The following is a 13,803-nucleotide window of genomic DNA, read 5'->3' as shown; positions in this document are numbered from 1 at the left end:
AGGACTTTTACTTGATAAAAGTCCTATTTATGTGGTGTAACTGTAGAATTATTGTTATGGAATAGCCACTAAGCCTATTTCATAAAACCAATGTGTTGCAGGAACAAGCCAGAACTCAACCGCCAGCAAACCAAATAATGTCATTACGATAGTATATGGCAGTGCCATTACCACCATTCGTCCATAGGATAAACGGATAAGTGGAGATAATGCGGAGGTTAATAAAAATAAGAATGCAGCTTGGCCATTTGGTGTGGCGACAGAAGGTAAGTTTGTCCCTGTATTAATAGCAACACCAATATGTTCATATTGTGATTGACTAATTAGTCCATCTTGTAATGCCGTTAAGGCTTCACTGATATAAACCGTACCGACAAACACGTTATCTGAAATGGCAGACAATAGACCATTAAATAGATAGAAGAGTGAGAGTTGTGAGGACTCTGAAGCTTGGAGAACAAACTGAATAATTGGACCGAATAATTGTTGGTCAATAATGACGGCGACAATGGAAAAGAATACTGTCAATAATGCAGTGAACGGTAATGCTTCTTCAAATGCTTTACCGAGCGCATGTTCTTCTGTAATACCACAAAATGCTGTTGCAAGAATGATAACAGATAAACCGATAATACCGACTTCTGCTAAATGAAATGCTAAAGCAACAATTAACCAGATCCCAATTAGTGCTTGAACCATCAGTTGTGCTTTTTCTTGAGAAGTGCGTTTTTTACTGTTTTTCTTATCATACTCGGTTAGAACTTTACGAACTAAATCAGGTAGTTCAGCACCATAACCAAAAAGCTTAAAGCGCTCTACTAAATAGCACACAGCAAGACCTGCAAAGAAAACAGGAATAGTGACAGGTGACATTCGAATAAAGAAGGTCACAAAATTCCACTCTAAATGTTTTGCAATAATCAGGTTTTGGGGTTCACCTACCATGGTCATTACGCCACCTAATGCAGTACCTACACCAGCATGCATCATTAAGCTACGTAAAAAGGCACGGAATTGTTCTAATGTTTGTTTTTTCTCTGCGGTATCAATAAATCCATCATTATTTAGCTCTGTTCCTGCTTGGTTAGAAGCAAAATTATGATAAATAGAGTAAAAACCGAGAGAAACACTGATCACAACAGCGATAACGGTTAAAGCATCTAAAAAGGCAGATAAAAATGCACTTGCAAAGCAAAAGGCGATAGACAATATTCGTTTAGAACGAATGGATAAAAGCAATTTGGTAAAAGCAAAAAGCAATAATTGTTTCATAAAATAAATACCCGCAACCATAAAGACCAGAAGTAAAATAACTTCAAGGTTGTTGGCAATTTCATGACCAATTTGTTTTGGGCTAGTCATTCCAATAATGACGGCCTCAATGGCAAGTAATCCTCCGGGTTGTAATGGGTAACACTTTAACGCCATAGCTAGTGTAAAAATAAATTCTACAACTAATAGCCAACCGGCGACAAAAGGGTCAACAAAGAAAAAAATCAGTGGGTTGATAATTAAAAAAGTAAGAATAGCAAGCTTATACCAATCGGGAGAATTTCCCATAAAGTTCTTTAGTAATGCTTGTCTTATACTCATATCCATTAGGTTTCTCATCCTCCAAACAGAGATTTTAAGCGCTATCATGCGCGATCTAACCATAGTACGCGTTAATTGCTGTGAAATTAAGCGTGTTAGTAATAATAAATTGATAAAACTGCATCAGGTTTTATGATGCCACTCACTATTTAATGATGGTTGAGCTATATCAAAATTACGCATTCTGATATTATCTTTTTCATTATTAGCAGAAAAATCGCTACGGAAGAAATAAAAATATGGTTATTAAGGCTCAAAGCCCCGCAGGTTTTGCGGAAGAGTATATTGTTGAAAGCATCTGGAATAATCGTTTTCCTCCTGGTTCTATTTTACCAGCAGAACGTGAACTATCTGAATTAATAGGTGTAACAAGAACTACATTAAGAGAAGTATTACAACGCCTTGCTCGTGATGGATGGTTAACGATTCAACATGGAAAGCCAACGAAAGTAAACAATTTCTGGGAAACATCAGGCCTTAATATTCTTGAAACCGTGGCACGTCTCGATCACGATCGAGTACCGCAACTCATTGATAATTTATTAGCAGTACGAACTAATATTTCAGCTATTTTTATCCGTACTGCATTCAGAAGTAACCCTGAAAAATGTATCGAGGTTTTAAATCATCAGCTAACAACAGAAAATAGTGCTGATGAGTTTAGTGAGTTGGATTACAACATTTTTCGTGGTTTAGCTTTCGCTTCAGGAAATCCGATTTATGGTCTTATCTTAAATGGTTTGAAAGGTTTGTATACGCGTGTTGGCCGTTACTATTTTTCAAATATCCAAGCTAAAGAGCTTGCATTAGCATTCTATAAAAGACTTGCCACGTTGTGTGAACAAAAAGATGTTGAACATGTAATGGAATGTGTTCGTCAATATGGTAAAGACAGTGGGATTATTTGGCAAAGTTTACAATCACCACTCCCAAGTGATTTGGAAGAAGTTAAACGCTAATTTTTACTGTTTTTTCAGAATAGAAAAGACCAGTATCCTCATTGAGTTGTGATACTGGTTTTTTTATGTGGTTAAAAAGAACAATGTTTCATTTTTTAGGCAATGCTTTAAATAGGTTAATTTTAGTAAAAAGAGTTACCAAAGTGAGTTAATTAAAAAATTATAATCTACAATTAGATTTTTATTTAGGTTTTTATAAATTTTATATTCCCATCCTTTACAGATTAAATTCTCTTCAAAGTAAATTAATTTATTTATCAATATTTTTATAATTTATCGATAAAAACGTATCGTATTGATTTTAATTGTTAATTTAATAATACTTATTAAAAATTACTTACTTAATAATAGCTAAATGTGACTTAACTCTAAAATTTGCTTTTTTATTAGTCTAGATGATTATTCTATATTGGCTTTTTGTGTATGGAATATTATTCTTATGTTATATCAATGTAAATTATTGGAGTCTTGCCATGAAAGTAATTATCTTAGGTGGCGGCGTTATTGGTGTAACCAGTGCGTGGTATCTTGTGCAACAAGGTCATGAAGTCATTGTTGTTGATAGACAAAGTAGTGCGGCAGAAGAAACAAGTGCTGGCAATGCTGGTCAAATATCTCCAGGGTATGCAACTCCTTGGGGAGCACCAGGCATTCCGATAAAAGCGATAAAATGGATGTTTCAAAAGCATGCTCCCTTAGCCATTAAACCGGACGGTTCACTTTTCCAATTGCGTTGGATGTGGCAAATGTTACGTAATTGTGATGCATCACATTACACTATGAATAAAAGTCGCATGGTGCGTATTGCTGAATATAGCCGTGATTGCATCCGTCAGTTGCGTCAAGATACAGGAATTGAGTATGAAGGGCGCCAAGGCGGGACTCTTCAACTTTTCCGTGATCAAAAACAATTTGATAATGCAGCCAATGATATTGCTGTCTTAAAACAAGAAGGTGTTGCTTACGAATTATTGACGGCGGATCAACTTAAATTAGCAGAGCCTGCACTAGAGCATGTGAGCCATAAACTTACGGGTGGTTTGCGTTTGCCGAACGATGAAACAGGTGATTGCCAAATTTTTACGAAAAAGCTCGCTAAAATGGCAGAAGATGCCGGTGTGACATTCTTATTTAATAAAGAAATCAAACATTTGTTATTCGATGGTGATAAAGTAGCGGGCGTTCAATGTCACGATGGATTACTCACTGCAGATCACTATGTTGTTGCAATGGGCTCTTACTCAACAGAATTTTTGAGAAATAAAGTTGCCATTCCTGTTTATCCGCTTAAAGGTTATTCACTCACGATGCCGATTATTGATGCTTCAAGAGCACCAACATCAACTATTCTAGATGAAACCTATAAAATTGCAGTGACGCGTTTTGATGAACGAATTCGTGTCGGCGGAATGGCTGAAGTCGTCGGTTTTAATTTGAATGTTTTAAAATCACGCTGTGAAACATTAAAAATGGTTGTACAAGATCTCTATCAAGGTGGGGGGGATATAGAGAAAGCCACATTCTGGACAGGACTAAGACCTATGACACCAGATGGTACGCCTATTGTCGGGCCAACGGCTTATCGTAATTTATCTTTAAATACGGGGCATGGCACATTAGGTTGGACAATGGCATGTGGCTCCGGACAATTATTGGCTGATTTAATTTCAGGAAATAAACCTGCCATTGCCGCTGATGATCTTTCGGTATTTCGGTATATCGATGGCTTTAATACTAAATTGCTCTTACCTGGGCAAAAACTTGATGCAGCTTACTAATTGAGGAAAAAACATGTCCAGACCAGCAAAAGTAACCATTAACCTCGATGCATTAAGCCATAATCTGTCTGTTATTAAAGAGAGAGTAAAAGGCAGTAAGGTGTGGTCTGTTGTAAAAGCAGATGCTTATGGACATGGATTATCCTGTGTTTGGCCAGCATTAAGTCATACCGATGGCTTTGCATTAATTGAATTAGACAAAGCCATAATGCTAAGAGAGCAAGGGTGGGTCGGCCCTATTCTTTTACTTGAAGGTTTTTTTAAGCCAGAAGACGTTTATTTATTAGATCGTTATTCTCTAACGGCAACGATTCACTCAGATTGGCAATTTGATGCCATAGAAAAGGCACAATTAGAACGCCCCGTTAATATCTATCTTAAACTGAATAGTGGAATGAATCGGCTAGGTTATCGACCAGATGCTTATAAAGAAGCTATTGTTCGTGCAAAGAGTATTAAAAATATTGGCTCTATTATCCAAATGTCGCATTTTGCTAATGCAGATACAGGGCTGAATATGGACGCGCAAAAAGCGGTAATTAATCAAGCTATGATAGATGAATTACCCCGATGCTTAGCAAATTCGGCAGCAACGCTATTTAACCCTGAAACATATCAAGATTGGGTGCGTCCAGGCATTATTTTATATGGTGTTTCGCCGTCAGGTGTTTGGTTAGATATTGCTGATTTTAATTTACAGCCAGTAATGACATTTAATAGTGAAATCTTGGCAATTCAACAAGTGAAAAAAGGTGAGCAGATAGGCTATGGCAGCCGATATACCGCTGAACGTGATATGCGAATAGGGGTTGTTGCCTGTGGTTATGCCGATGGTTATCCAAGACATGCGCCAGATGGCACACCGGTTATTGTTAATGGACATAAAACACAATTGGTGGGACGTATTTCGATGGATATGTTAACTGTTGATATTACGGATTTACATGATGTTAATTATGGTAGCCCAGTTGAGTTATGGGGAGAGCAACTGCCTGTTGACGATGTTGCAACGGCATGTGGCACTATTGGTTATGAGTTACTGTGTGCTGTCGCTCCTCGAGTCGCTGTTGAAGTGATGATAAATCTACCTAATTCCACTTTTTCTGATCTAAATGAAAGTTGTTGATAATCACTAAACTAGAATAAGCTTAAATTTATTTTGATTTGGTGATCCTATGAGTAACGGCATTGCATTGCGTGTGAAAGGTAAGGTTCAAGGCGTTGGCTTTCGTCCATTTGTTTGGCAATTAGCACACCGCTTTGGTTTATTAGGGCAAGTGAGTAATGATAGTTTAGGTGTATTGGTACATTTAACCTCTTCACCTAAAAACGCACTGTTTATCGAAGCACTACAAGCAGAATGTCCCCCATTGGCACGCATTGAACGTATAGAAGAATCACCCTATCAATGGGAACAAATACCGACAGATTTTATTATTGTAAAAAGCGGTGGCGGTGAAATGGATACACAAGTGGTGCCTGATGCCACGACTTGCCAAGCGTGTATTGATGAATTGTTTGATCCTCAAAACCGTCGTTATCACTATCCTTTTATTAACTGCACACACTGTGGTCCCCGTTTCACTATTATAAAAAAAATGCCTTATGATAGGCCATTTACCTCAATGTCTGAATTTCCATTCTGTCCAGAATGTCAACATGAGTATGAAGATCCCGCGGATAGACGGTTTCATGCTCAGCCTAACGCATGTCCTGTTTGTGGCCCTCATATCTGGCTTGCGAATAATCTTGGTGATGAACTAGCAATAAAAGAGCATGCATTAGCTCAAGTTTGTGAAGCGCTACTCGCTGGAAAAATTGTTGCAGTTAAAGGCATTGGTGGTTTTCATTTAGTGTGTGATGCACGTAATAATGAGAGCGTTGCATTATTACGAAAACGTAAATATCGACCTGCTAAGCCATTAGCAGTGATGATAACGGATATTGAGCAAATTAAAGAAGATAAGCATGATCTGCATTTTCGTTTAGCTGCAATTAAAGCACTACAAAGCACTGCTGCACCGATTGTGTTAGTTCCGAAAACAGTTGCACCTCAATTGAGTGAGCTTATTGCTCCAGGCTTGTCTGAAATAGGTGTAATGTTACCAGCAAACCCATTGCAACACCTATTAGCGCGTGGTACGCATATTCCGCTTGTGATGACATCAGGAAATGCATCGGGTCACACCCCCGCATTAAGTAACGAAGAGGCCTTAATGCAATTGCGTGATATCGCAGATTTGTTCTTGATGCATAATAGAGAGATTATACAGCGAGCTGATGATTCATTAGTGCGTATTGAAGATAAACAGAGTGTTATGATCCGCCGTTCCCGAGGCTATGTTCCTGATGCGATTTCGTTACCTGATGGTTTTGAGTCACAACCCTCGGTACTTGCAATGGGAGGCGATCTTAAAAATGTATTTTGTTTATTACGTCAGCACCAAGCCATTATGGGACCCCATTTAGGGGATCTTGATGATTTAAGTGTGCGACAACAACTGATAAAATCATTAGATCTTTTCCAGCAAATTTATCGCTTTACACCCAAAGCCATTGCGATAGATGCACATCCTAACTACGTTAGTCATCAGTTAGGTAAACAATTCGCTCAAGCGCAAAATATCCCTGTTATTAACGTTTCTCACCATCATGCGCATATTGTTTCTTGCCTTGCCGAACATGGACATACTCATCAGCAAGGTGCTGTAGTAGGTATTGCACTTGATGGTTTAGGTTATGGGCAAGATGGCTCTTTATGGGGCGGAGAATGTTTGTTGGTGGATTACCAAAAATCACAACGGATTGGAGGGCTTCCTGCGGTTGCAATGCCAGGGGGAGATCTGGCTTCTATTCAACCTTGGCGAAACTGGTTCGCACATTTAGCTACTTTTTCTAAAAATTGGCAAGGTAGTGTTATCACCCAATTGATACCTAGTCATGATTTGCAAATATTAAGTAAAGCAGTTGAGCGCGGTTTGAATTCACCAAAAGCGTCTTCTTGTGGCCGCTTTTTTGATGCGGTTTCAGCATCTTTAGGATTAGCACCTAAAGAAATAAGTTGGGAAGGTGAAGCCGCATGTTACTTACAAACAGCAGCATTAGCGTGTCAAAAAGAAAAACAAACGGAAATTATTAAGCAATATGGGCATTTAATGCCTATAAAAAATAATGTGCTCGATCTATCTGTTTTTTGGTCACAATGGGAAAATGTAAAGCTTAATGTCAGTGAAAAGGCATGGCTATTTCATTATTTATTAGCTGAAAGTTTGGGCAATATTGCATTGCAATATGCTGATGAACATCAGATTGATACCATTGTACTTACGGGAGGTGTGTTAAATAACACATTACTCAAACATCTGTTTAAGAAAAAATTAAATAATAAAAAAGTACTTATCCCTATGATATTACCCGTTGGAGACGGTGGTATTGCATTAGGGCAAGCGTTGATTGCTACACATTTAATGCAAAACTAAAATGATTATAGGTAAAATAATACAAGTTTAGTTAATTGTGACTGAAATAGGTTTTTGGTTGCTACTTTATTAATGACAATATGGAAAATTATCGTGAGTAATAAGAAGATTATCATTTCTTTAGCCGTTATTGCAGGACTTAGTACACCAGTAGCATTCGCTGGAGAATGGTCACTTGGTGGTTCAGTCTTAGCGCAAATTACGCCTTATAAAGGGGCAAAATCAAAAGATTATTTATTACCAGTGCCACAAGTTAACTACCAATCAGAAAATTTTTATTTTGCGACATTAGCCGCAGGATATTACTTGTGGAATACCCCTAAAGACCAACTTTCTGTTGATTTACACTATTATCCTCAAGCCTATAAGCCAAGTGATAGTGATGACGAACAAATGAAAAAATTGAATCGTCGTCGTGATACTATGATGGGAGGCTTTACTTATAAACATCATGAATCATGGGGTAGCTTAAGAGCGATTGTGTCGGGTGATATGCTGGGTAAAAGTAACGGTATTATCGCTGATGCAGCCTATTTATATCCTTTCGAATTAGGTAATTGGTCTTTTCAACCTGGGGCGGGTGTTGTGTGGGAGAACAAAAAGCAAAACCGTTATGCTTATGGTATTACCCATGCAGAATCGCAACGTAGCGGTTTAGCTGAGTACCGTCCGAATGATAGTTGGAGACCTTATGTTGAGGTTTCTGCTAACTACAAATTTACCGAAAAATGGAACTTCTTTGCGATGGGGCGAGTTGACCACTTACCAAGCGAAGTGAAAGATAGCCCAATGGTGAATAAGTCTGTCACTGCGATTGTATGGACAGGTGTAACTTATACATTCTAATTAAAGTATGTTTAACGCAGTTAATATTAAATAGACTATCAAATAAAAAAAGCTTCGATTTAACCTCGAAGCTTTTTTTTATTTGTGTAATATGCGAGCAATATTTATTTTTCAGCAATATTCTTACGAACCCGTACCACCATCGATAAACGACCAGGATGAACATTATCTGGTTTTAATGGTTGGTGGATGCGAGCGGTTTCTACACAAGCCATTTTGCGATACCCACCAGCGCTCATATCTTTCATTGAGCTGGCGAGTTCTGCACCTGGATTCCAACATACCACATCACTATGGTGATAATGATGAACCTCAATTGTGCGCTCCCAACCATCGTCACGAATAAGATTGAAATCGTCAGGCTCTGTGTAAAGCCTGTCAGTGCGTCCATTAAAGCGCAATGCGGTTTCATCAGTATAAACTTCGTTGTCCGCTACCGTGTCAATGTAGTGGCCTCCTAAGCCAGTGACAGAGACATTATCAATATCACTTACATTAAAATAAGAGTGAAGGGCGGCTGTCGCTTCATAATCACCATAAGATTCTAATTCTATCTCGCAAGTGGCGCCTAATTTAAAACGCGCAATAACGGTGAACGGGTGAGGCCAATATTTTTGTGTTTGTTGGCTCTCTTTGAGGGTCATTGTAATGAGCACACCATCATCTTGTTCTGTGTGTGCGCTAAATTCCCAAGGCAGAATACGTGCAAATCCATGACTCGGTGTACCTGCTGAAGCAAACCAAGGCCAGCAAATAGGAACGCCACCTCGAATTGCAATACCGGGAGTGAAAAGAGACGCGTCGCTTACCCAAAAGACAGGATGTTCTTGTGCGGGTTGCCAAGCAATTAAATGTGCGCCTTGAAGGCTGATAGCAGCGCGTACTTTAGGATGCGAAATAACAAGGATAGGAAGCTCGCCTAATTGACGACGACTTAAGTAAGGTGATATTTGTTCAATAATCGGCAAAGAAAATATTTTCTCATTCATTATCTTATGACCTTATGTCACTGACTATTTCAATACAATAAACTGACTGGCTAAAAAATAAAAGAGCCACCCAAAGGTGGCTCTAAGCAATATCTTGATTTTCTAGGCTCTAATTATTTAGAGATATGAGAAATCAGATCCAGAACTTTGTTTGAATAACCAACTTCGTTATCGTACCAAGCTACTAATTTAACAAAGTTGTCGTTCAGTGCGATACCAGCTTTAGCATCAAATACTGAAGTCAGAACTTCGCCATTGAAGTCAGTTGAAACAACTGCATCTTCAGTGTAACCCAGAACGCCTTTCAGTTCGCCTTCAGCTGCTGCTTTGATAGCATCACAGATTTGTGCGTAAGATGCTGGTTTTTCCAGACGAGCAGTCAGGTCAACAACAGAAACGTTAGGAGTAGGAACACGGAAAGACATACCAGTCAGTTTGCCGTTCAGTTCAGGAATAACTTTACCTACAGCTTTAGCAGCACCAGTTGATGATGGGATGATGTTTTGAGAAGCACCACGACCACCACGCCAGTCTTTTGCAGAAGGACCGTCAACAGTACGTTGAGTTGCAGTTGTTGCGTGAACAGTAGTCATCAGACCTTCAACGATACCGAAGTTGTCGTTGATAACTTTAGCTAAAGGCGCTAAGCAGTTAGTAGTACAAGATGCGTTAGAAACGATATCTTGGCCTGCGTATGATTTATGGTTTACGCCCATTACGAACATAGGAGTGCTGTCTTTTGAAGGACCAGTCAGAACAACTTTTTTCGCGCCAGCTTGGATGTGTTTACGAGCAGTTTCGTCAGTTAAGAATAGGCCAGTTGCTTCTGCAACAACGTCAGCACCGACTTCGTTCCATTTCAGATTTGCTGGATCTCTTTCTGAAGTTACGCGGATGGTTTTACCATTAACAACGAGGTGGCCATCTTTTACTTCAACAGTACCGTTGAAACGGCCATGAGTTGAATCGTATTTCAGCATGTATGCCATGTAGTCTGCGTCTAACAGATCGTTAATACCTACGATTTCGATATCTGAACGTTCTTGAGCAGCACGGAAAACGATGCGGCCGATACGACCAAAACCATTAATACCTACTTTGATAGTCATATGTATTCCACCAGCTTTAATTTAGTGAATTAAAAAGTTGCTTCTAAAGTTACCAAAACCGCGCCAATCGTCAAGCGGAATCGTGTCAATAATTGCAAAAAATCAATTAAAAAAACACTTTTCGCTTAAAGAATGGTCGTTTTAGCTAAATGTTACGCTGTGTATTATCGGGATCAATGCCGATAAATGAAGTTACCTTTGCTCCGTTATGTGAAATTCATCACATTTCAAAAACTAAAGATTACTCTTGTTGATTTTAGACTATATTTTCCAGATTTGTTGTTAAATCTTTGTTATCATTCACTGTTGTTTTAAAAAGCATTTTTCTGAGATCGAGGTCCCTATGACAGATAATGAAAAGAAAGTGAATATTTCAAGCAATAACAATCACCTTGATTTATCAACACTCAATGAAATGCAACGTTATGTGACGCAACAACACGGCACAGAACCTCCGTTTAGTGGTAAGTTATTACATAATCGTCAAACAGGGATTTATCACTGTTTATGTTGTTCTGCTCCCTTATTTTATTCAGATACAAAATTTGATGCAGGATGTGGCTGGCCGAGTTTTTACCAACCCGTTAATAGTGATGCAATACGCTATCTTGATGATTTTTCTCATAATATGAAAAGAACGGAAATACGTTGTCAGCAATGTGATGCACATTTAGGTCATGTTTTTAATGATGGCCCAGCCCCTACAGGAGAGCGCTATTGTGTTAATTCTGCTTCACTGTCATTTACGAACAGTGAGACGGGTGAAGAGCAGAAAGGTTAATAATCATTAAGTTAACAAAATAATAACAAGTGAAAAAACGATTCAGCTATTTTAAGTAATTATTTAGCTTATGGAGTAATCAATGGAAGTTAATGAACTTATTTCGATGGTAACCCCTGAAATTTATCAGCGTATTTCAACAGCAGTTGAATTAGGCAAATGGCCTGACGGCGTGGCATTGACAGATGAACAAAAAGAGCATTGCATGCAGATCGTTTTATTATGGCAGGCAAAAAATAACCACACACCTGAACATATGACCGTGGGAACCAATGGGCAAATTACGATGAAAAGTAAGCAGGAATTAAAAGCCCAATTTCAAACTGAGCGCTTAGCCACATTAACCCCAATGGATGATGATTAATGCTGATAGTAATTGGAGAATTGGGTTGATAACCAAAGTGGTCATTTATTAATGATAATAATTAATAATCGCCACTTTTTTGCTTTGTCATTGTAAAAAAGTGGTCGTAAAAACCATAAATTTATTGATTGTTACGATTAAACCAAAGTGCTGAATCTATTAATGTCGCTCCCTTCGCTTGCATCTCTTCTAGCGCTACTTGGCTGTCGTTATCTTGAATATTGACACCACGGCAACCGTCAGTAATAACAGATACTTGATAACCTAGCTGTAAAGCATCCAGCACTGTAAATTTAACGCAGTAATCAGTAGCAATACCAAGAATATAAAGATGTTTTATATTAAGCGTTTGCAAAAGGGTATGTAAGCCAGTTTGATATTCATGGTCGTTATCAAAAAAGGCACTATAGCTGTCAATAAGGCGGTTTTGGCCTTTGTAAATAATGTGATTAATTAATGTGTGATTGAGCTCAGGGTGAAATGTAGCGCCGTGAGAGTTTTGCACGCAATGCACAGGCCACCAAACTTGGGGTAATCCGTTCAGTTTCCCAATTTCGCCTACAACGGTGCCTGAATTTTTAGCAAAGCTGAGATGATCGGCTGGATGCCAATCTAAACTTGCAATTATCGGGCTTTTAGTTTGCTTGAAACCATTAATGAGCTGATTGGCTATTTGAATAACCATCTCACTCTCGTTAACAGCTAAAGCACCCCCTGTACAAAAATCATTTTGTATATCAACCAGTAATAGCGCAGAGTTTTTCACTAAGTTTGCCCTTTTATTAAGCTTAGTCGTTATCGTTTAATGTCATTTCACCGCGAAGGTTTTGTTGCATTAAGCGACAAATTTCAGTGTAATCATATTGTTGGCTAAGGAGATAATGCAGTTTAGTTAATGTTGCCTCAAATGTCATATCATAACCACTAATAACGCCGACTTCAGCTAAGGCTTGACCTGTTGCATAACCTTCCATATTCACTCGACCAGAAATACATTGTGTAAGATTGATAACCACAATGCCACGCTCTGTTGCTTCGCGCAGTGTAGAAAGTAAAGCAGGGTGAGATGGTGCATTACCTACGCCATAAGAACGTAATATTAATGCTTTCACTGGTTGCATCAGAATATTTTTAACGATCTCATCTGAAAGACCTGGATAAATTGTGACAACACCGATAGGTTGAGGCGTAATATTATGCGCAACAAATTTACCTTTTCCTTTTGGAAATGAATTAATTTTAAATTGCTTAATATTAATCCCAGCTTCTAAAAGAGGGGCGCTATTCGGCGATGCAAACGCATTAAAACCATCTGCATGTGCTTTTACTGTGCGGTTACCGCGATACAGCGTGTTATTAAAGAAGAGTGCGACTTCATTAATTGGATGATGTGCTGCGAGATAAAGTGCATTTAGCAGGTTTGTTTGTCCATCTGAACGTAGGGCTTCTAAAGGAATTTGAGATCCAGTGACAATAATGGGTTTGCTAAGATTCTCAAACATAAAAGAGAGTGCTGAGGCCGTAAATGCCATGGTATCAGTACCATGAAGAATAACGAATCCGTCATAGTTATGATAATTTTCATTAATATCGTCAGCAATAGATTGCCAGTCTTCAGGTGTGATATTTGAAGAATCAATTAAAGGAAGGTGCTCTTTGATTGTAAAATCGGGCATCTCTTCACGATGGAATTCTGGCATTTTAGCTAATTGGCGTTGTAAATGTCCTGATACAGGAATATAGCCATGTTCAGAATGTTGCATACCAATAGTACCGCCAGTATAAACAACGTAGATTGATTTCTTTTGCATCAGACAAAGCACTCTTATTAAGCTGTGAGAAATACCTGATTATAGGGAGTTTGCAGAATAAAAAAAGGAAAGGATGCTAAAAAAAGAAAATAGA

General features: G+C 38.5%; 12 protein-coding genes. 7 read left to right on the top strand and 5 right to left on the bottom strand.

What is annotated here, in order from left to right:
- Window positions 1-54 precede the first annotated feature (54 nt).
- Window positions 55-1,599 (bottom strand): sodium/proton antiporter NhaB, encoded by a 1,545-nt coding sequence (nhaB, locus tag GWI97_RS13150; protein ID WP_161752017.1) that lies wholly within the window; start codon window positions 1,597-1,599, stop codon window positions 55-57.
- 233 nt (window positions 1,600-1,832) lie between these two features.
- Here nhaB and fadR point away from each other — a divergent pair, with 233 nt between their 5' ends.
- The 5 genes from fadR (at window position 1,833) to GWI97_RS13125 (ending at window position 8,655) form a co-directional block, all read left to right on the top strand.
- Window positions 1,833-2,552: a fatty acid metabolism transcriptional regulator FadR gene (gene fadR / locus GWI97_RS13145; protein ID WP_036936331.1), complete on the top strand. Its 720-nt coding sequence runs from the start codon at window positions 1,833-1,835 to the stop codon at window positions 2,550-2,552.
- A gap of 473 nt (window positions 2,553-3,025) precedes the next feature.
- Window positions 3,026-4,330, top strand: coding sequence for a D-amino acid dehydrogenase (locus GWI97_RS13140; protein WP_036936333.1), 1,305 nt, complete (start codon window positions 3,026-3,028; stop codon window positions 4,328-4,330).
- A 13-nt stretch (window positions 4,331-4,343) separates the two neighbouring features.
- The gene (gene alr, locus GWI97_RS13135; RefSeq protein WP_036936336.1) at window positions 4,344-5,456 is read left to right on the top strand and encodes an alanine racemase; all 1,113 of its coding nucleotides are present in this window, start codon (window positions 4,344-4,346) and stop codon (window positions 5,454-5,456) included.
- Window positions 5,457-5,505: 49 nt separating this feature from the next.
- Window positions 5,506-7,809 carry a carbamoyltransferase HypF gene (hypF, locus tag GWI97_RS13130; RefSeq protein ID WP_036936338.1) on the top strand — a complete coding sequence of 768 codons (2,304 nt, stop codon included), beginning with the start codon at window positions 5,506-5,508 and terminating at the stop codon, window positions 7,807-7,809.
- A 93-nt stretch (window positions 7,810-7,902) separates the two neighbouring features.
- A complete protein-coding gene (locus GWI97_RS13125) occupies window positions 7,903-8,655 on the top strand; it encodes a MipA/OmpV family protein (protein ID WP_036936340.1) in 753 nt (250 codons plus the stop codon).
- Between the two features lie 104 nt (window positions 8,656-8,759).
- Here GWI97_RS13125 and GWI97_RS13120 read toward each other — a convergent pair whose 3' ends face one another.
- A complete protein-coding gene (locus tag GWI97_RS13120) occupies window positions 8,760-9,644 on the bottom strand; it encodes a D-hexose-6-phosphate mutarotase (protein WP_036936341.1) in 885 nt (294 codons plus the stop codon).
- A 113-nt stretch (window positions 9,645-9,757) separates the two neighbouring features.
- Window positions 9,758-10,753, bottom strand: a complete 996-nt coding sequence (gapA, locus tag GWI97_RS13115) for a glyceraldehyde-3-phosphate dehydrogenase (protein ID WP_036936343.1) — start codon at window positions 10,751-10,753, stop codon at window positions 9,758-9,760.
- A 343-nt stretch (window positions 10,754-11,096) separates the two neighbouring features.
- Here gapA and msrB point away from each other — a divergent pair, with 343 nt between their 5' ends.
- Together msrB and GWI97_RS13105 are read left to right on the top strand one after the other, a co-directional pair.
- Window positions 11,097-11,534 carry a peptide-methionine (R)-S-oxide reductase MsrB gene (gene msrB / locus GWI97_RS13110; RefSeq protein WP_036936345.1) on the top strand — a complete coding sequence of 146 codons (438 nt, stop codon included), beginning with the start codon at window positions 11,097-11,099 and terminating at the stop codon, window positions 11,532-11,534.
- An 82-nt stretch (window positions 11,535-11,616) separates the two neighbouring features.
- Complete coding sequence (locus tag GWI97_RS13105) at window positions 11,617-11,898, top strand: YeaC family protein (RefSeq protein ID WP_036936348.1); 282 nt, start codon at window positions 11,617-11,619, stop codon at window positions 11,896-11,898.
- A gap of 121 nt (window positions 11,899-12,019) precedes the next feature.
- On the opposite strand, the gene pncA is transcribed toward GWI97_RS13105, so the two are convergent.
- Window positions 12,020-12,664, bottom strand: coding sequence for a bifunctional nicotinamidase/pyrazinamidase (gene pncA / locus GWI97_RS13100; RefSeq protein WP_036936350.1), 645 nt, complete (start codon window positions 12,662-12,664; stop codon window positions 12,020-12,022).
- Between the two features lie 22 nt (window positions 12,665-12,686).
- The gene (gene ansA, locus GWI97_RS13095; protein ID WP_036936353.1) at window positions 12,687-13,709 is read right to left on the bottom strand and encodes an asparaginase; all 1,023 of its coding nucleotides are present in this window, start codon (window positions 13,707-13,709) and stop codon (window positions 12,687-12,689) included.
- Window positions 13,710-13,803: the final 94 nt, after the last annotated feature.

It is taken from the genome of Proteus sp. G2300 (genome assembly GCF_009915965.1).
Taxonomy (GTDB): Bacteria; Pseudomonadota; Gammaproteobacteria; order Enterobacterales; family Enterobacteriaceae; genus Proteus; species Proteus vulgaris.
The sequence above is the reverse complement of the archived record's forward strand: the minus strand, read 5'-3'. Positions and strand labels throughout refer to the sequence as shown.